The organism is Bartonella sp. TP, assembly GCF_030406085.1.
GTDB lineage: Bacteria > Pseudomonadota > Alphaproteobacteria > Rhizobiales > Rhizobiaceae > CALTWN01.
In genome coordinates, this window is sequence record NZ_CP129002.1 from 641638 (window position 1) to 666277 (window position 24640).

Genomic DNA, 24640 nt, shown 5'->3' on the forward strand with positions numbered 1-24640 from the left:
ATAGGTTACCTTTTATTTATTCTTCTATAATAAACTTGTCATAAATAACAGTTTTTTTAGGTTAAAGCTATGCCATATTTTGTCGCTTTTGTTTTATTTTTTTTGTTAGCCGCACCATCTTATGCAACATCCCCAAGCTGCGCATTGGCTGCTGCGGATAAAGTAACGCTTAGCAAAGCAGCGTTTGCTAATATGCGTATATTGGAGCAGCCGATTTATGGCGGCGATTGGAGTATTACTAGCCCTGCTGGGCAAGAGGTAAAATTGGCCTCTTTGGGCGATAAAGCTGTGTTGCTAAATCTGTGGGCGTCTTGGTGCGGCCCATGTCGCCAGGAAATGCCAGCTTTAGCGGCTTTAGCAAAATATGAGCTAGAAAAAAAATTTCAACTCATCCCAGTTAATATAGATAATAGCACAACAGAAAAAATCAGGCAATTTTTTGATAATTCTGTAGCAAGTAATTTAGCCGCCTATAGGGATAAGGATGGTGAGTTATTTAATTCCCTACGTAGAAAAAGCCTGGCTTTTGGCTTGCCTGTTAGCTTGTTATTTAATAAGCAGCATTGTTTGATAGCTGTGGTAAATGGTGCAGCGCCATGGGACAATAAATCAGCATTAAATTTAATGGGGATTATAGGGGCATTGCCTTAAAGATTTAGCCTGTAGCCAGCTTTGTTTTTGCATAAGATATTGCTGTTGCCAAATTTTTGCCGCAAGCGATATAAGCTTATTTCTTGTATGCCTTTTATATTAGACAAAAGCTCTTTTGTGCCAACAAATCTAGCTTTTTCTTGATAGAGATAGCTTATTATTTCGACCTCTTTTGGCGTTATTTTTATCATATGCTCTTTGTCATTAATAAATAAATTTTTAGAAGCATAAAATTTATAATTAGCGCAGCTGAAACAAAGCTGATTTTTGCTTAATCTTTCGCTTATGCGTTTTAAAAGATGGGTCAGGCGAAATGGCTTGCTAAGATAATCGTTTATTTCAAAATCTAGCTTTGCAATTTGGCTTTGTATATCTGCAGCATTTGCCAAAGCTAATATTGGTGCGGCGGCATTGGGTATAAAATTATTTAGCTCAACACTGTCTAGATCAATTATTAGCAAATCATAATCTTGGGTATTTTCGGCGTAATCTTGTGCCTTATAGTCAGCAATATAATTTAGCTGTTCAGCGATAAGCCGGTGCAAGATAGTATCATTAATGTATAAGGCGATAGTTGACATGATATTATGATTCTTGCGCTAATTCGCAGATAATTTGCCATTCATGTGGGGCTACAGGCGCAACAGAAAGCCTAGAGCGCCTTACTAGAGCCATGTCGGCTAATTGCGGGTGTTCTTTAATTTGCGCTAAAGAGACTGGGCGGGCCAGTTCAGAAATTGCACATACATTTACGCAATACCAGCAATCATCTTCGCTTGTGCTGTCTATATGAGCAGTTTTGCATATTTCGACAATGCCAAGAATCCGCTTTTCTTTACCAGAGTGATAAAAGAAACCACGATCTTTAAGCCGCATTTTTTGCATATTGTTGCGAGCTTCAAAATTGCGAACGCCGCTCCATTCTTCCCCTTCATTACCTTTGGCTTTTTGCTGCGCCCAAGACCAGCAATCTGGTTCTGATTTAAATAGCCAGTAATTAATATTTTCTATGTTTTTTTTCATGTTAATCTTCAATTTTAATAGTTCTATTTAATAGCATGCTGCAGGTTTCTTCAATGGAGCGGGTACCATTTAGTAGTTTTTCTACCGCAAATATAAGTGGGGCGTCAATATTATGTTTTCGGCAAAGTTTGGCTGCTATGGTAGCTGTAAAATATCCTTCAACCAATTTGTTAGCAGGTGGGGTTTTAGTGCCCAATGCATAGCCATAGGCATAATTGCGAGATTTGCTAGAATTACAAGTAAGCATTAAATCTCCCAGCCCGCTGAGCCCGCAGAGTGTTTCTAGCTTGCCGCCCAAGCTTATACCTATGCGCCGCATTTCAGCAAAACTACGAGTTATTAAAGCCGCAGCAGCGCTATCGCCTAATTTGTAGCCAGCAGCAGCTCCGCTAGCAATAGCAAAAACATTTTTTAGAGCGCCACCAATTTGTGCGCCTAAAATGTCATTACTAATATAGCAGCGAAAAATATGCGAGGATAATTCTAGTGATAATTGTTCTGCCAAAGCTACATCCTGGCAAGCCAGGGTAACGGCCGTTGGTAGTGCGCGGGCCACATCTTCGGCAAAGCTAGGCCCAGAAAGTACGGCGATTGTATGTTGGGGTAGAACCTCTGCTACTATTTGTGACATAAAGCAGCCTTGCTCGCGCTCAATACCCTTAGCGCATAAGATAAGTGGGGCTGGGTTAGGGCTAATAATGGCTTTGTTTTCAATCAAAAAGCTTCTTAGGCTTTGTGCCGGAACGGCCAAAATAATACGTTGCGCTTTTTGCAGGCCTTGTTGTAAATCGCTACAGCCTATAAGTTTGCTACTAAGTTTAATAGAGGGTAGATATTTTTCATTGCTGTGTTGGGTGTTTATTTCGTTGATAATTTGCTGATTATGGCCAAATATTTGTGTTACAAAATCCTTTTGGCTTATCATATTGGCTAATGCTGTGCCCCAGGCGCCACTGCCTATTATGGTATAATTCATGCTTTGGCTCCTTTTTTGCCTGACCCCAAGGCAATAGTTGCATTTTCGTCTAAGCGCCAGCGGGATTTTGCGGCGAAAGCTAAGCTGCTGCAATTGCCTCTTGCAAAATGCTCTGCTCCGGCCCAAGCTATCATCGCGGCATTATCGCTGCATAAATTTTGCGGCGGTGCAATAAATTCAAATTCATTTGCTTGGCATAAATTTTGCAATTGGTTGCGTATTTGTTGATTTGCTGCAACGCCGCCACTTACTACAAACACTGGCTTTGCTTGTGTATATTGTTGGCTAAAATATAGCATTGCTGCTTGTGCTCGGTTGTTTAATATGTCGCATATCGCGGTTTGGAAAGAGGCACAGATATCTGCAATTTTTTTATCTGTAAGACCAGTTTGTGTAACATTTTCTTGCTCTATACAATGCCGTATAGCTGTTTTTAGTCCAGAAAAGGAAAAATCGAAGCCAGGTTTGCCTTTTAACGGTCGGGGAAAATTATAAGCGCTAGCACAGCCTTGTTGAGCTTTATCTTCAACAGCTGGTCCGCCAGGATAGCCCAAGCCCAATAGCTTAGCAGTTTTATCAAAAGCTTCACCCAAGGCGTCATCTATAGTTGTGCCTAAACGTTCATAATTTTGAAAATCTTTAATTAATAACAATTGCGTATGTCCGCCGGAAACCAGCAATAATAAATAAGGAAAAGCTATATTATGGCTAAGCCGTGCAGTAAGCGCGTGGCCCTCTAGATGATTAACGGCAATTAAGGGTTTGTTCAAAGCTAAACACAAGGCTTTTGCTGTTACCAGCCCTACCATAAGCCCGCCAATTAAGCCAGGCCCCGCCGTTGCGGCTATAGCAGATATTTCTTGCCAACTACTTTTGCTTTGCTTTAAGGCTTGCAAGATAAGTTCATCTAATTTTTCTACATGGGCTCTTGCCGCAATTTCGGGTACTACACCGCCATAAGTGGTGTGCTCTGTTTGGGTCCAAATTATATTGCTAAGGATATGTCCTTGGCCAGCTTCATCGCATTCTACAATGGCAGCTGCCGTTTCGTCACAACTAGTCTCTATACCCAAAATGCGCATTTTACGCTATAGCCTTTGATCTTTTTGTGTAATTATAATATACCATGCAATAACATATCATGGGAGAGAAATGCAAAGGAAAATTATAAAAATCGGTTCGCGTAGTAGTAACTTAGCTTTGGCAATGAGCTTAGAAGTTAAGCTAGCTTTTCAAGCAGCCCATGGTTTATCGTCTAACGATATATTGATAGAATCTATGAGCACGCAGGGCGACCGTATTTTAAATCGTTCTTTGGCACAGATAGGTGGCAAAGGCTTATTTACGGCAGAAATAGAAGATGCTTTGCTAGCAAATAGGATAGATGTAGCAGTACATTCAACTAAGGATATGCCAACTCTGTTGCCAGATAACCTGATTATTGCGGCTTATATGAAAAGGGCTGCCGTGGCAGATTGCTTTATTTCGCATAATAAGGTGTTGTTTGAAGATTTACCCCCGGGGGCAACTATTGGTACCTCGGCCTTGAGGCGGCAGGCTTTAGTAAAAAAACTACGTCCAGATTTAAATATCGTTTTATTGCGCGGTAATGTAGAAACACGGTTAGCAAAAGTGCAAACTGGGCAAATATCAGGAACTTTTTTGGCGCTATCAGGCTTGCAGCGGCTTGGTTTGACAGAGCATATTACGCAAATAATGGATGTAGCTACTTTTCCACCAGCTCCAGGGCAGGGCGCGATTTGTCTAGAAACCAGGCAAGTAGATTTGGTTACACAAAATTTATTGTCTAAGCTAGACCATTTTGAAACTCATATAGCTTTAAGTGCAGAAAGAGCTTTTTTAAAACAGCTCGATGGTTCTTGCCGCACGCCGATTTGCGCATATGCTTTTATAGAAAATAACAAATTATATTTTCACGGTATGATTTTATCGGTGGACGGCAAAGAATCCTTTGAAATTAAAGAGGAGTTTGCATTAAAACAAATGCTTATGCTCGCCGATGCGTGCGAGATCGCTAATAATATAGGAATCAAAGGAGCGCAGCAACTGCTTGAATATGCGGGGGCAGATTTTTTTGCAGATTGGGAATAAAGCTGGTAAGATTTTAGTAACTCGGCCAAAGCTTAGAGCACAAAAGACATTGGAATGTTTACGGCAGATTGGCTTAGAGGCGATTGCTATACCGCTTAGCGAAATTCGGCCTTATTTTACGCAGCTGCCTATGATAGAAGGTGTTGTTAATGTAATAGTTACTAGTGCTGCAAGTTTTTTTTATCTAGATAAAACATATTTAGCGACGATATCACATTTGCCATTTTATTGTATAGGGCAAGAGACGGCCAAAACGGCAAGGGCTTATGGTTGCAGTAATATTGCCGCGGTAGTTAGAGACTTAGATGAATTTATCTTAACGCATCAAAATATTCAAGCGCCTTTATTATATTTATGCGGCCATCGGCGGCGTAAAGCTTTGGAATATACATGGCTTAAAATGGGCATTGATTTTCGAGTGGCAGAAACTTATGCAACAGTGCCTTGCGAAGCTAATATAAATAAAATATTAATTGGTGAAATTTATTTGGGCTCAGTTTCTATAGTGCTTCTTACTTCAAATTATAGCGCAAAATTATGCTCATTAATAGTTCAATATTTACCAGCCCAAGTGAAGTATGTTTGTTTTTCGAGCCGCATAGCTCAAGCTTTACCCAACAACCTAGCACAAAATATTTATGTGTCTGCAACACCGGATGAAGGTGGCGCTATTGAATTAATCTCTAACCTAATAAGTTAAGAATTGACATTTTGCTTATAGCGAATAAATTATGTATAATAAGCTAACTTGAGCGGGGCACTATGACTGAATTAAAAGTAGAACAACAAACTTCATCCAAATCATCACCAAAATGGCTTTTAACGGCAATTGCCGCGGTATTTGGCCTAGCCATAGCTAGCTTTGCGGCTTATAAATGGCCATTATTTAGTGGCGCTGCAACCACCGCTTCTCGTGGTGTAGATAGATTAACAGCTGTTGAAGGTAGAGCCTTGGCAATAGATGCTAAAATAGATCAGCTGCAGCAAAATCTTACGCAATTGCAGGCGGTTAACGCAAATTTATTAAAACAGCAGGCCGAGCAAGCTGGCGCTATTGCCGCGCTAAAAACTACAGCAAATGGCACGGTTTTGTCAGATGCTGACCGGCAGAATGTAGAGCAGCTAAAAGCTACCTCGCAAGAGCTGCAGAATAAATTGCTGCAGCTGCATAAGCTTGCTTTGCTAAGTGCCTTCAATAATTTGAAATTTACTATAGCTTCTGGCCATGATTTTACTAATGAAATAAGCCTGGTAAAAAATCTGGGCGGCAATGACCCCGCTATTAATGTAAATAATTTACATATTTTTGAACAATATGCGCCTACTGGTATAGCGAATCAACAAATGTTGTTAGATGAATTTAGAACACAGAGCGATAGCATTATCGGTTTGGGTTCAGCAGCAGATTCGCAGGCAGCTAGCAGTCAAAAAGTGTTAAATTGGCTAAAGCAGCAAATTACGGTAAGGCACGCTAGCGGTAATTTGCAGGGCTCACAGCCAGCAGATATTTTGGCGCGTGTGGAATATTACTTAAAACAAGCTAATTATACCAAAGCCAATGCAGAATTATCAACATTGCCAGATTCTATGAAGCAAAATCTACAGGCATTTACAGCAAAATTACAAGTTAAGATAGGAGCAGAAACAGCATTGCAGTCTATATTAAAACAGCTAAGTGAAACTACCCATATGGCTGTGCCTGCTAACTCTACCCCGCCAGTTGCGATGTAATGACTCGGCTATTTCTTTATGTTTTTATTATAATAATATTGGGGTTGGCCTTTGCTGCCCTAGATGCTTATAATTTTAATATAATTTTTGACTTTGGTGCTAAGAGTTGGAAGTTTTCTGCCCTATTTGGCATTAGTATATTATTTCTTGGGTTGCTTGTAATATATTTATTTGTTAGTTTTTTGCGCCAATTGTTTTTGGCCCCTCGCCGTTTGATTGCCAATCGCAAAAATGCTCAAAAACAGCAATATGAAACTTTGCTAACTGATACTATAGCTTCTTATATTAGTGACGATAAGTCTAGAACCGACAATTTATTTGCTAAATTAAGCGCAATTTCAGATCATAAGAACAGCCCTAGTTTAAATGGGTTGCATAAGCTTGTTTACCCATTAATTGAGGCGCAAACTTTAAAACAAGCGGGAAAAAACCACGCTGCCCTGAAACGTTATGAAGATTTGGCTGGGCAGAAAGACGAAAATAGCGCAGCTATAGGGCTGCATATGCTGTATAAAGCTGCTTTGCAGCGGGGTGATATAGAAGCGGCGCATAATTATTGTCGCGAATTGTTTAAGGCTAATAAAACCATTGGCTGGGTAAATAATAATCTTTTGGGGCATTATATAGCTACTGGCAATTGGCAATTGGCTCAGGATTTATGGCAGGAAATAGAAGTGGCTAGCACCAAATCCATGCGCAGTTCTATGGCGTTTCACAATAGCAAGGCTTTATTTTCTATAGCCAGAGCGCAAGAGTTGATGTCTAATAACTTAAAACAGGCAGAAGAATTTGCACAGCGTGCCTATGGCTTAGACAGCAAAAATATAAATATAATTAATATATATAGCCAAATTTTATTTAAGCGTGATGAAGCGCGTAAAGCAATAAAATTATGTGAAGCTGGCTGGAAAGAATTTGCACATCCAGATTTAGCTGAGACTTATATATATGGTGAAAAGAATTTGCTAGCAGAAGCCCGATTTGACCGCGCGCAGAAATTGGCCGAGTTGCAACCAGAAAATGTATATTCTTATTTAGCACTTAGCAAAACTGCCCTGCAATGGGACCGCCCTAGCGCTGCAATGGATTATGTCGAAAAAGCTATAAAGGCTGAGCCCTTGGCTAGATGCTATAATTTAGCAAAAATAATTAAAGAAAAGCTCGGCAAAAGCTATAATCTGCCAGAGCTTTTATATGATTATGCCTGGTGTGCGGATGGTATGGCTTTATTACGGTGGCAAGCTGTGGCGCCATTGAGTAAAATTTTAGGTGCTGTTATTTGGCAAAAAATCGCTAAAACTAGCCTTATGCAAGATTTTACTACAAAGCCTTTAGAATCAAAAGGGGAAAGTAATGACTAAACTAGCTTATGTTAACGGAAAATTTGTAAGCGAAGCTACGGCTAGCCTTCCAATATTTGATCGGTCTATTTTATTTTCTGATTCAGTGTACGAGGTTATTTGTTTCCTTGATGGTAAATTTTTAGATTTTCAAGCTCATTTACAACGGCTAAGAAATTCGCTAAGCCGCCTGAATATTGATTTTACGTTTAGTGTAGATGATTTTTTAGCTACAGCGCGGCAATTAATAGAGCAGAATCAATATAGAACGGGCTTAGTATATCTGCAAGTAACGCGCGGTTCAACAGACCGCGATTTTGTTATCGCAGGGGATCTGCAACCAAATTATTTTATGTTTGCTGTGGCTAAAGAAAATCAAGTCTTGCTAGAGGCAAAATTGTTAAAATTAATTTCTCGACCAGATGTACGCTGGGGCCATTGTGACATTAAAACTACTCAGCTTTTATCTGCTTCTATGGAAAAGAGCGCTGCAGTTAAGCAAGGGCTTGATGATGTGGTTTTAGTGAAAGACGGTTATATAACCGAGGCCAGCTCTGCTAATTTTTATATAGTTGATTCTGCTGGTTGCATAGTAACTAGAGATGCTGATGGTACAATTTTGCCTGGTATAACCCGTGCTACTCTATTGAATTTGGCAAAAAAAATGGGGCTAAAGACTGCCGAGCGGCCTTTTACCCTAGAAGAAGCCTTGCAGGCTAAAGAAGCTTTTATTAGCTCTGCTACTAGTTTTATAGCGGGTGTCGTGCAGTTAGATGGTAAAACAATAGGCTCGGGGGCGCTTGGCCCGATGGCTAGTATCTTGCGCGCTGCTTATTTAGAGCATGTTAGTCGTATTTAAGAACTAAGCCCGGCTTTTTGAAGCTATAGCTCGCGCTAATTTCAAACATAGGGTTTGAGTAATAATTATTTCGCTCTTATTATTTAGCCGGCATTGCAGATTAGCTTCTTGCAGCAGAGCTAAAGCACGATTTATAGCGCTAAGCGGCCACAGCTGTAGAGCTGTTTCTAATGTTTTTTTTCTTTTAAAAAAGACAGGCGGCCTTATTTTTTCTATAAGCTGATTAGCATTTTGTCCATTATCTAATTCATAGCGCAAGGCCTGCAATTGGCTAAGCTGTCTGATAGCGCTGTTTAAAATACCTATAGCGCTTTCCCCGCTAGCTATGTATTTTTCAAAATTATTATTAAACTGGGCTAAGTTGCCTAGAAGCATATAATCGATTATTTCGGTTAGATTAAATGCGCTAACATTACTGATAACTGCTATAACATCTTCTGTTGTTATTTGTCCTTTGTGTGCACAATAAAGGCAGAGTTTTTCTATTTCGCTTTTAGAAAGCAGATAGTCGCTACCCAATTGCTGCAATAAAATTTGTTGTGTGCTTGCATCTATTTGTAGTCTATATTTTTGTAAAATCTCATTTATTAGCCCATTTAACGAGTTAGCATCATCGTTAAAACATGGGATAGCCATGCTATAAGCTGAGCTCTCTGTTTTGATGCGTAAGCCATTAGTTTTTTTAAGGTCGCCAGCCTCTATCAATAATAAACTATCTACTAACTCGCTTGTTACTAAATTGCTAAGCAATTTAGTAAGGTTTGGCTGGGTGTTTAAATGCTTTAGCCAAATTATTTTTTTATGGTTAAAAAAAGAGAGGGTTTGTATTTCATCCAACAATCTCTGCGGGTTGCTTTCTAATTCATCGGCGTGCAGTATTATTGTACTAAGTATATCGGTTAAAGCTATGTTAAAAGCATTGCTGGCGAGTCTGGCATAGTTTGCCGCTCGGCCAGAAACTAAGCCGTGGTTAGGGCCATAAAATAGTAAACTACTAAATTTGCTATTATAGGCGTTTAAAAAATTGTTGATCTCAGATGGTTTTTTTTGCACTAGCCTAAATCCTTTGAATTTTTACCATTAAATATAGCAAGAAAAGCGCTTATTTTATAAAAAAATATGTTTTTTATAAAATAAATCTTGCAATCTTTTTTCTCTGGGCTATACTGCGGCGTAGATAAATTTCAGCGGGCGTAGCTCAGGGGTAGAGCACAACCTTGCCAAGGTTGGGGTCGAGGGTTCGAATCCCTTCGCCCGCTCCAATAGATGTTTAATCTATAGGCTGGCTTATACATCATTTATCCTTAGCGGTGTAGAGCTTTTATTATGAACAATTCCCCCATTCCAGTTATTGTAGTTTTGGTGCCTGTTAGGCTAGATAAAACATATTTTTATCTCTTGCCGCCTGACCAAGCTACTATAAAAGCTGGGACGATTATAAATGTTACTTTTGGTAATAAAAATTATAATGCGATAGCTATAGAAACGCAGCATATAGCTCAGGCGGAATTGTCCAAACTAAAATTACGACCTGTTAACAGAATCTATAAAGATATCTGTTTGAGTGAAGAACTTATGGCGTTTGCACAATTTTTTGCAAATTATACGCTTACGCCGCTAGGCTTAGTAGCAACTATGTTATTGCGCGGGTTTGCGGCAGATATCGTTATGCCGCAGTTAGATTATATAAGTTTTGTGCCAATGGCTAAGCTGGTGCTAAAGCTAACAGCAAAGCGTCAGCAACTTTTAGCTATAAGCGCTGAGCGTGAATCTTGGCAGAAATCCCAATTAGTAAAAGCGGCAAAAGTCTCAATGGCTATGATTAATGGCTTGGTGCAATTAGGATTTTTGCGGCAAGAAAAAAAACTTGCTTTGCCTACTAAGCTTTTGCCTCTTCACTCTGTTACGAAATTTTCTGCTGAGCAAGAAGATGCTGTAGAAAAATTATGCGCTATAGTTACCCAGCCAAATTTTGCCGCTATCTTATTAAGTGGTATTACTGGTTCTGGTAAAACAGAAGTTTATTTTGAAGCTGTGGCGCAAAAGCTCAAAGATAATAGTCAAATACTGATATTATTGCCAGAAATTGCGCTGACACAACAATTTTTAGCACGTTTTAAAGAGCGATTTGGAGCTACCCCTGCGGTTTGGCATTCTGGTTTAACAAAAAAACAACGCCAAATTATTTGGCATCAAGTTGCTTTAGGTCATATACAAGTATTAATCGGTGCTAGGTCTGCGCTTTTTTTACCATTTAAAAATTTGCAGCTAATTATCGTCGATGAAGAACATGATTCTTCTTATAAGCAGGAAGAAAATATATTTTATAATGCTAGAGACATGGCCGTAGCTCGAGCTAAATTTGGTAATTTTGCGATAATTTTGAGCTCCGCTACCCCATCAATAGAAACGGTGGTGAATGTTAATAGTGGTAAATATAAACTTATTGAGTTAAAAGAAAGATACAGCAAGGCGCGCTTGCCGCAATTAAGTTTAGTGGATATGAATAGGGTTGCTTTGCCGCGCAATCGATTTTTGGCGCCGCCTTTGGTTTCAGCCCTAATGGATAATTTAAAAAAAGAGCAGCAATCTATCTTATTTTTGGGTAGACGTGGCTATGCACCGATAACTTTATGTCGTTCTTGTGGCTATCGCTTTTCTTGTCCTAATTGCTCAGCATTTTTAATCGAGCATAAATTTCATAAAGCTTTGCTTTGCCATCACTGTGGGTTTAGTCAAAACATACCTAAAGCTTGCCCCCAATGCCATAATGCTGAGCAATTAGTGGCTTTTGGCGGTGGCGTAGAGCGCATAGCGGAAGAGGTGCAAGAATTATTGCCGCAAGCTCGCCTTATGATTCTTTCCACAGATATGATTGGTGGCATAGGGCTTATGCGGCAGCAATTAGCGGATATAAGTGCTGGAAAAGTGGATATTATAATAGGTACGCAATTGATAAGCAAAGGGCATAATTTTCCCAAAGTTAGTTTAGTTGGTGTTATAGACGCTGATATCGGACTGAACAATGGTGATTTACGTGCTGCAGAGCGTAGTTATCAACTTTTGGTACAGGTAACAGGTCGAGCAGGCAGACAAAGTGCAAAAAGCCATGGTATAATTCAAACCTATAGTCCTCAACATCCTGTTATACAGTCGATTTTAAAAAACGATAAAGAAAGTTTTTATGCTCAGGAAATTGCTATGCGGTTGCAGGCCGCCATGCCGCCTTTTGCCCAATTAGCGGCTCTAATAATAAGTGGTGTAAATAATCAAGCAACACAAGATTATGCCCGTATTCTACGGCAAAAAGCCCCTGCTATGCGCGATATTTCGGTATTAGGTCCAGCCCAAGCGCCGCTTGCTATGATACGTAACCAATATCGATATAGATTGCTTATTAAAGCTGCTAAGAATGTGAATCTTCAGCAATTTTTGCGTCAATGGTTAGCAATTGTACCAAAAGCGCCGAATAGTATAAAAATACAAATTGATATCAATCCCCATAGTTTTTTTTAAAAAACAGTTTTGAAACTATTGCGCAGCATATGCTACTATGATAAACCTCATAGCTAGTAAATGTGAAGCTAGAGGAAAGAATTTTAGTTTAATGACGCAACTATCAAAAATGGCCCAGCCCTATGCTAAAGCCCTGTTTGACATAGCGCATGGAGCTGGTATATTGGATTCTGTGCACGAGAAATTGCGTCTATTGTCTAGCGCTTTTGCGGAGCACCCTGTGCTGGTAAAGGCTTTAGCCGCTTCATTTTATAGTAAAGCCGAGCAAACTAGCTTGATTGAATCCATGCTGCGTGAACTTGGTGCAGCCAATAATGCGGATGCTTCATATTCTGTATTTGCTAATTTTTTAAAGCTTTTAGTAACTAATGGCAAATTGGCCACGTTGGCAGATATTGCCAAGGCTTTTGAAGCTTTGATGTTAGATCAACAAAACTTAGCAAAAGTTGAATTGCGTAGTTCAATCGATCCAACAATAGAGCAAAAACAACAAATTGTAACGTTGCTGAAAACGCTGTTTAAAAAAGAGATCCTGCTTGATATAAAAATAGATACATCGCTTTTGGGTGGCTTTATTGTCAAGTTTGGTTCATATCAAATAGATACATCGCTTTTAACTAAATTATCATCGCTTAAATTGGCATTAAAAGAGGGCAATTGATGGAAATAAAACCGTCTGAGATTTCTAAAATCTTAAAAGAACAGATATCAAATTTTGAACAATCGGCTCAGCTTTCAGAAGTCGGGCAAGTGATTTCAGTAGGCGATGGCATAGCTACAATATACGGCTTGGACAATGTACAGGCTGGCGAAATGGTTGAGTTTGAAGGTGGCGTTCCAGGCATGGCGCTTAATTTAAAGTCAGATAATGTTGGGGTGGTTATTTTAGGTTCTGATAAAACTATACAAGAAGGCTCTACGGTAAAAAGAACCAATAATATAGTTAAAGTGCCAGTGGGCAAGGGGCTTTTGGGCCGCGTAGTAGACGCTCTTGGTAATCCGATAGATGGTAAGGGGCCAATAGAGGCTACTGAACATAGGCAGGTAGATGTTAAGGCTCCTGGTATTATAGCTCGTAAATCTGTGCATGAACCAATGTCTACGGGGCTTAAGGCGATAGATGCTTTGATTCCTATTGGCCGTGGGCAACGTGAATTAGTTATAGGCGATAGGCAAACGGGAAAAACAGCTATTCTTTTAGATAGTTTTTTGAACCAAAAGCCAGCTCATGAATCAGGCTCAGAGCAAGAAAAGATCTATTGCATTTATGTGGCTATTGGGCAAAAACGCTCAACCGTAGCGCAATTTGTAAAAATTCTTGAAGAAAATGGGGCGCTAGAATATTCAATAATTGTTGCTGCCACGGCCTCGGATCCAGCGCCTATGCAATTTTTGGCTCCCTTTGCGGGCTGTGCTATGGGTGAATATTTTCGCGATAATGGCATGCATGCTTTGATCGGTTACGATGATTTATCTAAGCAGGCTGTAGCTTATCGTCAGATGTCATTGTTGTTGCGTAGACCTCCTGGGCGGGAAGCGTATCCAGGTGATGTTTTTTATCTTCATTCCAGACTTTTGGAGCGTGCGGCTAAATTAAGTGATGAACATGGTGCGGGGTCGTTGACAGCTTTGCCAGTTATAGAAACCCAGGCAAATGATATCTCTGCTTATATTCCGACTAATGTTATTTCTATTACAGATGGACAGATTTTCTTGGAAACAAATTTATTTTACCAGGGCATTCGTCCTGCGGTAAATGTCGGGTTTTCTGTATCTCGGGTTGGTTCTGCTGCGCAAGTAAAAGCGATGAAGCAGGTTGCTGGCTCTATAAAAGGTGAACTTGCTCAATATCGTGAAATGGCTGCTTTTGCACAATTTGGTTCGGATTTAGATGCTTCAACGCAACGTTTGCTAAATCGCGGCGCTAGGCTTACGCAATTATTAAAGCAGCCGCAATTTTCTCCCTTGAAGATGGAGGAGCAAGTAGCGGTTTTATTTGCTGGTGTTAATGGTTATGTCGATAATATATCTGTAGATGATATAGCTGCTTATGAAAAGGGTTTGTTGTTGAAATTGCGTACAGATAATAAAGATTTATTGGCAGATTTAGCACAAAAACAGCAAATTACAGATGAGCTCAAGAATAAGCTTAGCGAGATAATCGCTGCTTATAGTGAGAATTTTTTGGCTGCACAAACTACATTAAAGTAAGTCTTATTGCAAATTATAGATATAGGTTTTTATAAAATTTATGGCTTCGTTAAAAGATCTTAGAGATCGCATTGCTTCGGTAAAAGCAACGCAGAAAATTACAAAAGCTATGCAGATGGTAGCGGCAGCAAAATTGCGCAAAGCGCAAGAAGCTGTAGAAGCCTCTCGGCCTTATAGTGTTAAAATGGTGCAGCTTATAGCTAATATTTCAGACGATTTGCCAGCACAGGATTTACCTGCTTTATTGCGCATGCCAGATAACCCACAACGTTATTTGCTTATAATCGCAACAGCTGAGCGTGGGCTATGTGGCGGGTTTAATTCGCAAATAGTGCGCTTAGCGCGGGCGAAAATCCTGGAGTTGTTGGCCGCTGGTAAAGATGTTAAAATCTTAACTATTGGCAAAAAGGGTGCTGATATGCTGCGCCGCGAGTTTGCCTCGCTAATGTTAGAGCATATTAGTTTAAGGGATATAAAAAACTTGCAATATCAACAAGCTGATGCAATATCAAAAAATATTTTGACAAGGTTTGAGCAGCAAGAATTTGATGTTTGTTTATTTGTTTATTCACAATTTAAATCTGTTATACAGCAAGAGCCTAAAATATTACCGTTGATACCAGCAAACTTGGAAGAGCCAACTACAACTGAAACTAGCTTGAATTTTAGCTTTGAGTATGAACCAAGTCGCGCGGCATTATTAGAAGATTTGGTAAAGCATAATGTTTCTACACAAATTTTTACGGCATTGTTAGAAAATATTGCTGGCGAAATGGGTTCTAAGATGACAGCTATGGATAATGCAACGCGAAATGCTGGCGATATGATAGGCCGCCTATCTATAACCTATAATAGGCAAAGGCAGGCTCGTATTACTACAGAGTTAATAGAAATAATTTCTGGAGCAGAAGCTCTTTAAAATAAGGTAGGGATAATGGTGCAAATTGAAGATTTAACAAATAATACAGCTGTAGAAACGGTAAAAAAACCACGAAAAACAGTAACCCGTATTAAGCAAGAGGGTAAAGTAGAGATGGAAAATTCAGCATCTTTGGGGCATATTCAGCAGATTATTGGCGCCGTTGTCGACGTAGAGTTTTCTGGGGCCTTGCCAGCGATTTTGCATGCTCTAGAAACAGAAAATAATGGCCAAAAGCTGATTTTAGAAGTAGCGCAGCATCTGGGAGAAAATGTTGTGCGTGCAATTGCCATGGATACAACCGAGGGATTGATGCGCGGGCAGGAAGTGCGCGATTTAGGTTCGCCTATAATGGTGCCAGTGGGAGAAGCTACCTTGGGTCGGATAATGAATGTTATCGGTGAACCAATAGATGAAGCTGGTGAAATAAAAACAGAGCTGAAGCGTTCTATTCATCAAGAAGCCCCGCCTTATGTTGAACAATCTACGGCATTAGAGATTTTAGAAACTGGTATTAAAGTTATAGATTTGTTGGCTCCATATTCTAAAGGCGGTAAGGTTGGTCTTTTTGGCGGTGCCGGTGTTGGTAAAACCGTTTTAATTATGGAGTTGATTAATAATATAGCCAAAGCTCATGGCGGCTATTCTGTGTTTGCAGGTGTTGGCGAAAGAACGCGGGAAGGGAACGATCTGTATCATGAAATGATAGAATCGCATGTTAATGTGAATCCTAAAGAACATGATGGCTCGGTGGCTGGCTCTAAATGTGCACTAGTTTATGGACAAATGAATGAGCCTCCTGGCGCGCGTGCTCGCGTAGCTTTGTCTGGTCTTACTATAGCAGAGCATTTTCGTGATCAGGGACAAGATGTGCTTTTCTTCGTAGATAATATTTTTCGGTTTACGCAAGCTGGCTCAGAAGTTTCAGCTTTATTAGGTCGTATACCTTCAGCTGTGGGCTATCAGCCAACATTGGCTACAGATATGGGAGCCCTGCAAGAGCGAATAACTACTACTGTTAAAGGCTCTATTACTTCTGTGCAAGCTATTTATGTGCCTGCTGATGATTTAACGGATCCTGCTCCTGCGGCCTCTTTTGCGCATTTAGACTCTACAACAGTTTTATCGCGTGCTATTGCAGAAAAAGGTATTTATCCTGCGGTGGACCCACTGGATTCTTCTTCTCGTATCTTAGATCCTATAATTGTAGGGCAAGAGCATTATGATGTTGCAAGAAAAGTGCAGACGATTTTACAGCGCTATAAAGCTTTGCAAGATATTATAGCTATTCTTGGTATGGATGAATTATCTGCCGAGGATAAGTTGGTTGTAGCGCGGGCTCGTAAAATCGAGCGCTTTTTATCGCAGCCTTTCCATGTGGCTGAGGTCTTTACTGGGGCTCCAGGTAAATTGGTTGCTTTAAAAGATACAATTAAAAGCTTTAAAGCTTTGTGTGATGGTGAGTATGATAATATGCCAGAAGCTGCTTTTTATATGGTAGGTTCTATTGATGAAGCTATTGAAAAAGCAAAGCGGCTAGAAACTGAAGCAAAATAAAGATAAAAAGGGCTAATTGATGGAAAAAAACTTTCTTTTTGAAATTGTTACACCAAAAAAATTGATTTTTTCCGAAATGGTAAACAGCGTAGTGCTTCCCGCTGCTAAGGGGGAGATGACGATTTTACCTCAACATGCTCCTGTTGTTACTACGGTAAATCCAGGCATAGTTACTATAACCAACGGGGCGAATAAGGTTGAATATGTTGTCTATGGTGGATTCGCGCAGATTCTTGGTGATAAAACTAGTCTGCTGGTGGATAATGCAGAATTATCGCATGAAGTTGATCACAATAGTTTAGACGAGCGAATAAAGGCTTTGAAACAAGCACTTTTGGAGTCTGAATTTTCGCCAGAAAATAATAAGCACGAAGATTTATTGCATCAATTAACAGCGCTTAAGCATAGTTTAACTACATAGAGTTGCGAGTGATGTCTAGCCAAGATGCTATTTTGGTTGCTTATGTAGGCGGTGCGCACGGTATTCATGGTGCTGTTAAGCTAAAAAGCTTTAGTGTTAATTTAGCTAATTATAATATTTTTTATGATAAGTCTGGTATAGTTTACGAGATAGATTGGCTGCGGCCAACAGGTAAGCAGATTATAGCTAAATTTAAGCACATTACTGATAGATCTTGTGCTGAGACCTTAATCGGTACTGAGTTGTTTGTTAAGACAGCGCAATTGCCTAAATTAGAGCTAGAAGAGTTTTATTATAGCGAATTGATTGGCATGCAGCTGGTTGATGAGCAACAGAAAATTTATGGTATAGTTAAGGCTGTTCATAATTTTGGAGCTGGCGAGATTTTAGAAATTTTTGATCTAGCAGGCAAAAGTTTTTTGTTACCCTTTAAGAAACAACTGATTCCAGAGATAGATGTAAGTAAAAAAATTATTACAATGTCAGCAGATGCGTTGCTTTATATGGAGCTTTAGGTTGGCTTATGGGCGTGAAAATTAATATTGTTACTTTATATCCGCAGATGTTTCCTGGTTTTTTGAATTTTTCGCTGGCTGGAAAAGCTTTGGAGTCTGGCGCTTGGCAGCTGCATTTGGTGAATATTCGGGATTTTGCACAAGATAAACATAAATCTGTGGACGATACGCCAGCTGGTGGTGGGGCTGGTATGGTTTTGCGGGCTGATATCTTGGCAAAAGCCATAGATTCTATAGCTGATGAAGGGCCAAAATTTTTACTAAGTCCGCGTGGAAGAAGATTTACGCAGCTTGATGCAAAAGCTATGGCAAAATTGCCTGCTTTTACTTTGATTTGCGGTAGGTTTGAAGGGGTTGATCAGCGAGTAATAGATCAGCGTTCTTTAGAAGAGATCTCTATAGGAGATTTTATAGTCTCAGGTGGAGAGGCAGCTGCGTTTGCAATATTAGACAGTATCATAAGATTGTTGCCGGGGACGATGCATAATATGCAATCAGCGCAGACCGAAAGTTTTGAAAATCATTTGCTAGAATATCCTCATTATACTAAGCCACGTATTTTTGAAAATATAGAAGTGCCATCAGTGTTGTTGAACGGTAATCATAAAGAAATAGAAAAATGGCGTTATGAACAAGCAGCTAAATTAACAAGAAAGCGCCGTCCTGACCTATGGCGATTGCATAAAAAATTACTTGCTTAAAGCATTATAATAAGGTAATAAGGAAAAAAGCTTGTAAACTAATAAACGGTGAATACGCTCTGCCATAATTTTGGTATCTAAAGTGATATAGAGCGCTCTGGCTGTTTGAGAATAAAAGATAGGGATAGCATGAATATTATTGATGAAATAAATGCTGAGCAACAGGCAAAAATTGAAGAAAAACGTAAATTGCCAGATTTTCAACCAGGTGACACATTGCGTGTTTCAGTTAGAGTAACTGAAGGTACGCGTACTCGTGTGCAGGCATATGAAGGTGTATGCATAGCTCGTAAAGGTGGCGGTTTGCAGGAAACCTTTACAGTGCGTAAAATTTCTTATGGCGAAGGTGTTGAGCGTGTTTTTCCAGTTTATACGCCGCTTATTGAATCGGTAGAAGTTTTACGTCGTGGTCGTGTACGCCGCGCAAAGCTTTATTATTTACGTGGTTTAACGGGTAAGGCTGCACGTATTGCAGAAAAGCAAGATTCGCGTAAAACTAAGCCTCGTGGTTAATAAATAAAATGGGGCGGGTTTACCGCCCTTTATTTTGGCTCTGGCAAACAGTACTTGACGTAGGGTATTTGTTTGTTATTATAAGCCATAGAAGATGAATTAAGATGGGGTAAATATGAAGAATGTGAATATAACTGCTGCGCGTCCTACTTCCCCTCATATACAGATATATAGTTGGCCTATAACAATGGCTATGTCTATAGCACATCGTATAACGGGCGTAGCTTTATACGCTGGTACAATTTTGCTTGCGGCTTGGCTTATTGCTTTGGCCTACAATGCACAGGCTTTTAACATAATTTCTTCTTTTAGCCAGAATATTATCGTTAGAATATTTTTATTTCTATATAGTCTTGCCTTAGTGCATCATACCGTTGGCGGAATAAGGCATCTGATTTGGGATGTAAAGCCTAATTTGTTAGAAAAACATTTAGCCACAAAAACTGCTACTGCTACTATATATATTTCAATTATAGTAACAATTTTCATTTGGCTTATGGGTTATTTATCGCATTAAAAATAGGTGCAGAATGCAAGAAATGAAACAAGATTTTAGACCACCTTTAGCAAAAGCTGCGGGCTTGGGAGCTGCTAGATCTGGTAGTGGCCATTTTTGGTTGCAACGATTAACGGCTATGGCAAATATACCTTTAATTATCTTTTTTGTTTGGTTATTGGTGAAGTATCTAGGTAGAGATTATACTACGGTACATAATGTTTTAGCTTGCCCTATGATAGCGGTATTAATGTTGCTTATGATTGTTTCAAGTATTTATCATATGAAACTTGGTTTACAGGTTATAATAGAAGATTATGTGCCGCAGCATGCTCTGCGTGCTTTTTTGCTGATCTTGAATATTATGTTTTGCTGGGCTATAGCTATAGCTTGTATAATTTCGGTGTTGAAAATTAATTTTGGGGGCTAGCCTATGGCAAATAGCTATGAATATATCGACCATAAATTTGACGTTGTAGTGGTTGGTGCTGGTGGCGCGGGGTTGCGCGCTGCTTTGGGCATGGCCGAGCAGGGTTTTAAAACAGCATGTATAACTAAGGTTTTTCCTACCCGTTCACATACAGTCGCAGCCCAAGGTGGCATAGCAGCTTCGTTAGCTAATATGGGGCCAGATAATTGGCAATGGCATTTATACGATACTGTAAAAGGGTCTGATTGGCTTGGCGATGCAGATGCTATGGAATATATGGTTAGGAATGCTCCGGCGGCTGTTTATGAGCTAGAGCATTATGGTGTTCCGTTTTCTCGTACGCAAGATGGCAAAATTTATCAGCGTCCTTTTGGTGGACACACAACAGAATTTGGCGAAGGACCGCCAGTACAGAGAACTTGTGCGGCCGCTGATAGAACCGGACATGCAATTTTACATACCCTATATGGACAAAGTTTAAAGCATAATGCGCAATTTTTTATAGAATATTTTGCTCTAGATTTAATTATGACTGACGGTGTTTGTACAGGTATCGTAGCTTGGAATCTGGATGACGGTAAGATACATAGATTTAGTGCAAAAATGGTGGTGTTGGCTACTGGTGGGTATGGTCGGGCATATTTTTCTGCTACCTCTGCGCATACATGCACTGGTGATGGCGGCGGCATGGCGTCGCGCGCTGGGTTGGCTTTGCAAGATATGGAGTTTGTGCAGTTTCACCCTACAGGTATTTATGGCTCTGGCTGTTTAATAACCGAGGGCGCTAGGGGTGAAGGTGCTTATTTGATTAATAGTGAAGGCGAACGCTTTATGGAGCGTTATGCACCTTCATTTAAGGATCTGGCTTCACGCGATGTTGTTTCTCGTTGTATGACTATAGAAATTCGTGAAGGACGTGGAGTTGGTGTAAAAAAAGATCACTTATTCTTGGTATTGAGTCATATTGATGAAGCGATTTTAAAAGAGCGCTTACCAGGCATTTCTGAGTCAGCACGTATATTTGCTGGTGTAGATTTAACTAAAGAACCGATACCCGTTATACCTACGGTCCATTATAATATGGGTGGTATACCCACAAATTACTGGGGCGAGGTATTAAATCCGACGATGGATGACCCTAATAGAGTTATTCCAGGCCTTATGGCTGTTGGAGAGGCTGGTTGTGCTTCTGTACATGGCGCAAATCGGCTTGGTTCAAATTCTTTGATAGATTTGGTAGTATTGGGCAGAGCGGCGGCAATAAGAGCTGGACAGGTAATTGATAAAAATGCTGCTATAGCAGAGATAAATGTTGCCGCAGTGGACAAAATTATGTCTAGATTTGATAAATTGCGCTATAGCGACGGCGGCACGCCAACGGCGGTACTGCGAGAAAAAATGCAGCGTGCTATGCAAGAAGACGCCGCTGTATTTAGAACTCAGGAAAGTTTGACGCAAGGTTGTGTGCGTTTGTCTGCTATCTGGAACGAACTTGATGACATTAAGGTTACAGATCGATCTATGATATGGAATTCAGATTTAGTTGAAACTTTAGAATTGCATAATTTGATGGCAAATTCTATCGCTACCATTTATAGCGCGCAAGCTCGTAAAGAAAGTAGAGGAGCGCATGCTCGTGAAGATTTTACCGAACGCGATGACGTAAATTGGCGCAAGCACAGCCTTGCGAAAGTAGAAGATTCTGGTAAGGTAGATTTATCTTATAGGCCTGTGCATGTAGACCCGTTGACGCCGCAAAAAGATGGTGGCATAGATTTGCAAAAAATTGCGCCGAAAAAGCGTGTATATTAAGGGATTTTTATAATGGTGCAGTTGAAACTTCCTAAAAATTCACAAGTAAAAATTGGTAAAACATGGGCAAAACCTCAGGGGGCAAATCGGCTTACCGAGTTTAAGATTTATCGTTGGTCACCAGATAATGAAGATAACCCACGTTTAGATACTTATTTCGTGGATCGTGACTCTTGTGGCCCCATGGTTTTGGATGGTCTTTTATATATAAAAAATCATATTGACCCAACCCTAACTTTGCGACGCTCTTGCCGAGAAGGTATTTGCGGTTCATGTGCTATGAACATTGATGGTAGCAATACCTTGGCATGTACTAAAGGCATGGATGAAGTTTCGCATCCAGTTAAAATTTATCCTTTGCCATCTATGCCAGTAGTAAAAGATCTAGTGCCAGACTTAACGCGTTTTTACGCACAGCATAGATTGATAGAACCTTGGTTACAAACAGTTTCTCCAGAGCCAGAGAAAGAATGGTTGCAAAGTCATGAAGATCGAGCAAAGCTAGATGGTTTGTATGAATGCATATTATGTGCTTGTTGCCAAACTTCTTGTCCAAGCTATTGGTGGAATGGGGATCGTTATTTAGGCCCGGCTGTATTATTGCAAGCTTATCGTTGGATAGCTGATTCTAGGGATGAGGCTAAAGGCTCGCGTTTGGATAATTTAGAAGACCCATTTCGCTTATATCGTTGCCATACTATTATGAATTGCGCGCAAGCTTGTCCAAAGGGTTTAAATCCAGCAAAAGCTATAGCTGAAGTAAAGCAATTAATGGTAGAGCGCCAATTATAGAATTTATTTGCTCTTATAATAATAGGAAAGCTAGAATTTGCTATTCATACGTTCTTTAGCCTTTAATCTAGTTTTTATAATCGCGACTTTATTACAAATGCTGTTGTATGCGCCTGTTTATTTTTTATTACCGCATCGTTATGCTTGGTTTTTTCCAAAACTTTGGGCCAAAGTTAGCTTATTTTTATTAAAGCTTATAGCAGGTATAGATATGCGAATAGAAGGGCTAGAGCATTTGCCTAAGGGTAAGTCTTATATAATAGCTCCAAAACACCAATCAGCCTGGGAAACCTTTGCTTTGTTACCTTATTTAGATGACCCTGCTTATATATTAAAGCGTGAATTAATGTGGATACCTGGCTTTGGCTCATATATGTATAAGATGGGTATGATACCAATTAATCGTGGAGCGCCGATAAGGGCGTTGAAGCAAATTATAAGCGCAGCAAAGCAAAAAATAGCAATTGGTCGCCAGATTTTGATTTTTCCTGAAGGTACACGGCGTGAACCCGGGGCTGAGCCGGATTATAAAATAGGCATTGTCTCTATATATGAGTCATTAAAAATTCCTGTTGTAGCTATAGCGCATAATGCTGGTTTATATTGGCCAAAGGGCAGTTTTTTTAAATATAAAGGTACCATTAAGGTAAAAATATTGCCTGCCATTGAAGCTGGTTTAGATAAGAAGATTTTTTTGAAAACTTTGATTGAACGGACAGAGACTGCCTGTGATGAATTATTGCTAAGCGCTGCGCAGCAAGCACCTAAGCCACCCATGCCTTTAGCCGCTCGCGTACGTTTGGCGCAACTAGCTAAAGGTAAAGCTAATGATACAACTAAATAATGTCGGCTTATTAAGCCATGCTAAAGTTATATTAAAGGACGTTACGCTTGAGTTAAGTGAAAAGAAAATAGCTATAATAGGTGACAATGGCTCAGGAAAAACTAGTTTATTACGGTTGCTCAATGCATTGGTTGAACCGGATGAAGGTGAAGTGTTTGTAAATGGTGTATCTACTAAGAAAAATGGCTCTTTGATAAGAAAGAAAATGGGGTTGGTTTTTCAAAACCCAGATACTCAAATTATTATGCCAATAGTAGAGGAAGATTTGGCCTTTGGCCTAAAAAATCGTGGTTTATCGGCTCTAGATATCGAAAAAGCTGTGGATTCTATATTAAACAGTTATAATATACAGCATTTGCGGGGGCAGCCTATTCATAGCTTGAGCGGTGGTGAAAAGCAGATATTGGCTATATGCGCTATTTTGATAACAGATCCTAGCATTCTTTTGTTTGATGAGCCAACCAGCGGGCTAGATTTTAGCAATAAAAAAGTGATTCATAAGATAATTAACGAGCTAGATCAGCAAATTATAGTCGTAACTCATGATTTTGGGCTTATAGAAAAGTTTGACCGTGTTATAGTACTAGAGGCAGGAAAAGTTATTTGTGATGATGTACCAAAAGTTTCTATTCAATATTATCTGGAATCTAGGCTATGAATTTATTAATACCAGCTGGCAAATTTATTACGCTGATTATTACTAGCATATACGTGTATCACGCAAATATGACTTCGGATTCTGTGGTTCTGTTTGCGATATTGGTGCTATTTTATTTGTATGGATATAATCACAAAACCATTTGGCAGCAATTGCGCGTTATCGGTATTTTTTTAATCTTTTTGCTTGGCATGGATTGTTTAACCATGCCTGTATGGCAAGCTGTGTTGTGTGTAACTAGAGTAGTGATATTGTATTTATTAGCTGGGTTGATTTCTTTGACCACGCCAATTTCTTTAACTATGGTTATGTTTGAAAAATTATTGGCGCCGTTACGTTTATTTAAGATAAATGTTAAAGCTTTTGCGTTAATTTTTGCCATGAGTTTGCGTTTTATACCGTTAGTTGGCAGTTTGATACAGCAAATAAGAGAGGCGCAAAAAGCTAGAAGCATAGAGCGTGATATGCTTTCATTATTGCAGGCCAGTTTTGTTAATATTCTAAAAATGCAAAATGCAGTGGCAGAAGCTATTGAGGCGCGAGGTTTTAGTTTAGAGGAGTAG

The 24640-nt window shown here is 39.7% G+C and carries 26 protein-coding genes, 1 tRNA gene and 1 pseudogene; 23 read left to right on the forward strand and 5 right to left on the reverse strand.

The features are described 5' to 3' along the window. Positions 1-69 precede the first annotated feature (69 nt). On the forward strand, positions 70-651 hold the full coding sequence (locus QVL57_RS03175) for a TlpA disulfide reductase family protein (protein ID WP_290075672.1): 582 nt from the start codon (positions 70-72) through the stop codon (positions 649-651). On the opposite strand, the gene QVL57_RS03180 is transcribed toward QVL57_RS03175, so the two are convergent. From QVL57_RS03180 to tsaD, 4 genes are read right to left on the reverse strand one after another with little or no spacing between them, the layout of a single operon-like run. Then, positions 648-1232: a hypothetical protein gene (locus tag QVL57_RS03180; RefSeq protein ID WP_290075673.1), complete on the reverse strand. Its 585-nt coding sequence runs from the start codon at positions 1230-1232 to the stop codon at positions 648-650. The two genes, QVL57_RS03175 and QVL57_RS03180, sit on opposite strands and share 4 nt — an antisense overlap. 4 nt (positions 1233-1236) lie before the next feature. Further along, the gene (locus tag QVL57_RS03185; protein ID WP_290077379.1) at positions 1237-1653 is read right to left on the reverse strand and encodes an EVE domain-containing protein; all 417 of its coding nucleotides are present in this window, start codon (positions 1651-1653) and stop codon (positions 1237-1239) included. A 22-nt stretch (positions 1654-1675) separates the two neighbouring features. Continuing rightward, positions 1676-2650, reverse strand: a complete 975-nt coding sequence (locus QVL57_RS03190; RefSeq protein WP_290075674.1) for an NAD(P)H-dependent glycerol-3-phosphate dehydrogenase — start codon at positions 2648-2650, stop codon at positions 1676-1678. Further along, complete coding sequence (tsaD, locus tag QVL57_RS03195) at positions 2647-3732, reverse strand: tRNA (adenosine(37)-N6)-threonylcarbamoyltransferase complex transferase subunit TsaD (protein ID WP_290075675.1); 1086 nt, start codon at positions 3730-3732, stop codon at positions 2647-2649. The genes QVL57_RS03190 and tsaD overlap by 4 nt, the downstream gene beginning before the upstream one ends. 70 nt (positions 3733-3802) lie before the next feature. Here tsaD and hemC point away from each other — a divergent pair, with 70 nt between their 5' ends. The 5 genes from hemC to QVL57_RS03220 all read left to right on the forward strand — a co-directional run bounded on the left by hemC (position 3803) and on the right by QVL57_RS03220 (position 8692). Continuing rightward, entirely contained in the window at positions 3803-4762 is a 960-nt protein-coding gene (gene hemC / locus QVL57_RS03200) for a hydroxymethylbilane synthase (RefSeq protein ID WP_290075677.1), read from the forward strand. Continuing rightward, positions 4728-5462, forward strand: a complete 735-nt coding sequence (locus QVL57_RS03205) for a uroporphyrinogen-III synthase (RefSeq protein ID WP_290075678.1) — start codon at positions 4728-4730, stop codon at positions 5460-5462. The genes hemC and QVL57_RS03205 overlap by 35 nt, the downstream gene beginning before the upstream one ends. A gap of 62 nt (positions 5463-5524) precedes the next feature. Next, a complete protein-coding gene (locus tag QVL57_RS03210) occupies positions 5525-6493 on the forward strand; it encodes a hypothetical protein (RefSeq protein ID WP_290075679.1) in 969 nt (322 codons plus the stop codon). Continuing rightward, on the forward strand, positions 6493-7854 hold the full coding sequence (locus tag QVL57_RS03215) for a hypothetical protein (protein WP_290075681.1): 1362 nt from the start codon (positions 6493-6495) through the stop codon (positions 7852-7854). The genes QVL57_RS03210 and QVL57_RS03215 overlap by 1 nt, the downstream gene beginning before the upstream one ends. After that, positions 7847-8692 carry an aminotransferase class IV gene (locus QVL57_RS03220; protein ID WP_290075682.1) on the forward strand — a complete coding sequence of 282 codons (846 nt, stop codon included), beginning with the start codon at positions 7847-7849 and terminating at the stop codon, positions 8690-8692. Before QVL57_RS03215 ends, QVL57_RS03220 begins: the two co-directional genes overlap by 8 nt. Positions 8693-8695: 3 nt before the next feature. On the opposite strand, the gene holA is transcribed toward QVL57_RS03220, so the two are convergent. Continuing rightward, positions 8696-9745 carry a DNA polymerase III subunit delta gene (gene holA / locus QVL57_RS03225; RefSeq protein ID WP_290075684.1) on the reverse strand — a complete coding sequence of 350 codons (1050 nt, stop codon included), beginning with the start codon at positions 9743-9745 and terminating at the stop codon, positions 8696-8698. A 134-nt stretch (positions 9746-9879) separates the two neighbouring features. On the opposite strand from holA, the gene QVL57_RS03230 reads away from it, so the two are divergent. From QVL57_RS03230 to QVL57_RS03310, 17 genes and pseudogenes are all read left to right on the forward strand, one after another. Then, a tRNA-Gly gene (locus QVL57_RS03230) sits at positions 9880-9954 on the forward strand. 64 nt (positions 9955-10018) lie between these two features. Then, positions 10019-12208, forward strand: coding sequence for a primosomal protein N' (locus tag QVL57_RS03235; protein WP_290075686.1), 2190 nt, complete (start codon positions 10019-10021; stop codon positions 12206-12208). Between the two features lie 37 nt (positions 12209-12245). Further along, a complete protein-coding gene (gene atpH / locus QVL57_RS03240) occupies positions 12246-12869 on the forward strand; it encodes an ATP synthase F1 subunit delta (protein WP_290075687.1) in 624 nt (207 codons plus the stop codon). Further along, complete coding sequence (gene atpA, locus QVL57_RS03245) at positions 12869-14419, forward strand: F0F1 ATP synthase subunit alpha (protein ID WP_290075688.1); 1551 nt, start codon at positions 12869-12871, stop codon at positions 14417-14419. The genes atpH and atpA overlap by 1 nt, the downstream gene beginning before the upstream one ends. Positions 14420-14459: 40 nt before the next feature. After that, positions 14460-15338: a F0F1 ATP synthase subunit gamma gene (locus QVL57_RS03250; protein WP_290075690.1), complete on the forward strand. Its 879-nt coding sequence runs from the start codon at positions 14460-14462 to the stop codon at positions 15336-15338. Between the two features lie 114 nt (positions 15339-15452). Further along, positions 15453-16895 (forward strand): F0F1 ATP synthase subunit beta, encoded by a 1443-nt coding sequence (gene atpD / locus QVL57_RS03255; RefSeq protein WP_290077390.1) that lies wholly within the window; start codon positions 15453-15455, stop codon positions 16893-16895. 19 nt (positions 16896-16914) lie between these two features. Then, on the forward strand, positions 16915-17316 hold the full coding sequence (gene atpC / locus QVL57_RS03260; RefSeq protein WP_290075691.1) for an ATP synthase F1 subunit epsilon: 402 nt from the start codon (positions 16915-16917) through the stop codon (positions 17314-17316). Positions 17317-17327: 11 nt separating this feature from the next. After that, a complete protein-coding gene (rimM, locus tag QVL57_RS03265; RefSeq protein WP_290075693.1) occupies positions 17328-17831 on the forward strand; it encodes a ribosome maturation factor RimM in 504 nt (167 codons plus the stop codon). Between the two features lie 8 nt (positions 17832-17839). Beyond that, positions 17840-18532, forward strand: a complete 693-nt coding sequence (gene trmD, locus QVL57_RS03270; RefSeq protein ID WP_290075694.1) for a tRNA (guanosine(37)-N1)-methyltransferase TrmD — start codon at positions 17840-17842, stop codon at positions 18530-18532. Between the two features lie 129 nt (positions 18533-18661). Then, positions 18662-19027 (forward strand): annotated as a pseudogene (gene rplS, locus QVL57_RS03275) (50S ribosomal protein L19); the annotation flags it as partial. 133 nt (positions 19028-19160) lie between these two features. Next, entirely contained in the window at positions 19161-19562 is a 402-nt protein-coding gene (gene sdhC / locus QVL57_RS03280; RefSeq protein WP_290075695.1) for a succinate dehydrogenase, cytochrome b556 subunit, read from the forward strand. A gap of 22 nt (positions 19563-19584) precedes the next feature. Beyond that, on the forward strand, positions 19585-19971 hold the full coding sequence (gene sdhD, locus QVL57_RS03285) for a succinate dehydrogenase, hydrophobic membrane anchor protein (RefSeq protein WP_290077392.1): 387 nt from the start codon (positions 19585-19587) through the stop codon (positions 19969-19971). Positions 19972-19974: 3 nt separating this feature from the next. After that, the gene (sdhA, locus tag QVL57_RS03290) at positions 19975-21783 is read left to right on the forward strand and encodes a succinate dehydrogenase flavoprotein subunit (RefSeq protein ID WP_290075696.1); all 1809 of its coding nucleotides are present in this window, start codon (positions 19975-19977) and stop codon (positions 21781-21783) included. Between the two features lie 12 nt (positions 21784-21795). Beyond that, positions 21796-22575, forward strand: a complete 780-nt coding sequence (locus QVL57_RS03295) for a succinate dehydrogenase iron-sulfur subunit (protein WP_290075698.1) — start codon at positions 21796-21798, stop codon at positions 22573-22575. A 37-nt stretch (positions 22576-22612) separates the two neighbouring features. Continuing rightward, positions 22613-23419 carry a 1-acyl-sn-glycerol-3-phosphate acyltransferase gene (locus QVL57_RS03300; protein WP_290075700.1) on the forward strand — a complete coding sequence of 269 codons (807 nt, stop codon included), beginning with the start codon at positions 22613-22615 and terminating at the stop codon, positions 23417-23419. Next, entirely contained in the window at positions 23403-24077 is a 675-nt protein-coding gene (locus QVL57_RS03305; protein ID WP_290075702.1) for an ABC transporter ATP-binding protein, read from the forward strand. The genes QVL57_RS03300 and QVL57_RS03305 overlap by 17 nt, the downstream gene beginning before the upstream one ends. After that, the gene (locus tag QVL57_RS03310; RefSeq protein ID WP_290075703.1) at positions 24074-24640 is read left to right on the forward strand and encodes an energy-coupling factor transporter transmembrane component T; all 567 of its coding nucleotides are present in this window, start codon (positions 24074-24076) and stop codon (positions 24638-24640) included. Before QVL57_RS03305 ends, QVL57_RS03310 begins: the two co-directional genes overlap by 4 nt.

Coding starts and splice junctions, on each gene's coding strand:
- QVL57_RS03175 (WP_290075672.1), top strand. CDS start 70: ATGCCATATTTTGTCGCTTTTGTTTTATTTTTTTTGTTAGCCGCACCA.
- QVL57_RS03180 (WP_290075673.1), bottom strand. CDS start 1,232: ATGTCAACTATCGCCTTATACATTAATGATACTATCTTGCACCGGCTT.
- QVL57_RS03190 (WP_290075674.1), bottom strand. CDS start 2,650: ATGAATTATACCATAATAGGCAGTGGCGCCTGGGGCACAGCATTAGCC.
- tsaD (WP_290075675.1), bottom strand. CDS start 3,732: ATGCGCATTTTGGGTATAGAGACTAGTTGTGACGAAACGGCAGCTGCC.
- hemC (WP_290075677.1), top strand. CDS start 3,803: ATGCAAAGGAAAATTATAAAAATCGGTTCGCGTAGTAGTAACTTAGCT.
- QVL57_RS03205 (WP_290075678.1), top strand. CDS start 4,728: ATGCGGGGGCAGATTTTTTTGCAGATTGGGAATAAAGCTGGTAAGATT.
- QVL57_RS03210 (WP_290075679.1), top strand. CDS start 5,525: ATGACTGAATTAAAAGTAGAACAACAAACTTCATCCAAATCATCACCA.
- QVL57_RS03215 (WP_290075681.1), top strand. CDS start 6,493: ATGACTCGGCTATTTCTTTATGTTTTTATTATAATAATATTGGGGTTG.
- QVL57_RS03220 (WP_290075682.1), top strand. CDS start 7,847: ATGACTAAACTAGCTTATGTTAACGGAAAATTTGTAAGCGAAGCTACG.
- QVL57_RS03235 (WP_290075686.1), top strand. CDS start 10,019: ATGAACAATTCCCCCATTCCAGTTATTGTAGTTTTGGTGCCTGTTAGG.
- atpH (WP_290075687.1), top strand. CDS start 12,246: ATGATAAACCTCATAGCTAGTAAATGTGAAGCTAGAGGAAAGAATTTT.
- atpA (WP_290075688.1), top strand. CDS start 12,869: ATGGAAATAAAACCGTCTGAGATTTCTAAAATCTTAAAAGAACAGATA.
- QVL57_RS03250 (WP_290075690.1), top strand. CDS start 14,460: ATGGCTTCGTTAAAAGATCTTAGAGATCGCATTGCTTCGGTAAAAGCA.
- atpD (WP_290077390.1), top strand. CDS start 15,453: ATGGAAAATTCAGCATCTTTGGGGCATATTCAGCAGATTATTGGCGCC.
- atpC (WP_290075691.1), top strand. CDS start 16,915: ATGGAAAAAAACTTTCTTTTTGAAATTGTTACACCAAAAAAATTGATT.
- rimM (WP_290075693.1), top strand. CDS start 17,328: ATGTCTAGCCAAGATGCTATTTTGGTTGCTTATGTAGGCGGTGCGCAC.
- trmD (WP_290075694.1), top strand. CDS start 17,840: ATGGGCGTGAAAATTAATATTGTTACTTTATATCCGCAGATGTTTCCT.
- sdhC (WP_290075695.1), top strand. CDS start 19,161: ATGAAGAATGTGAATATAACTGCTGCGCGTCCTACTTCCCCTCATATA.
- sdhD (WP_290077392.1), top strand. CDS start 19,585: ATGAAACAAGATTTTAGACCACCTTTAGCAAAAGCTGCGGGCTTGGGA.
- sdhA (WP_290075696.1), top strand. CDS start 19,975: ATGGCAAATAGCTATGAATATATCGACCATAAATTTGACGTTGTAGTG.
- QVL57_RS03295 (WP_290075698.1), top strand. CDS start 21,796: ATGGTGCAGTTGAAACTTCCTAAAAATTCACAAGTAAAAATTGGTAAA.
- QVL57_RS03305 (WP_290075702.1), top strand. CDS start 23,403: ATGATACAACTAAATAATGTCGGCTTATTAAGCCATGCTAAAGTTATA.
- QVL57_RS03310 (WP_290075703.1), top strand. CDS start 24,074: ATGAATTTATTAATACCAGCTGGCAAATTTATTACGCTGATTATTACT.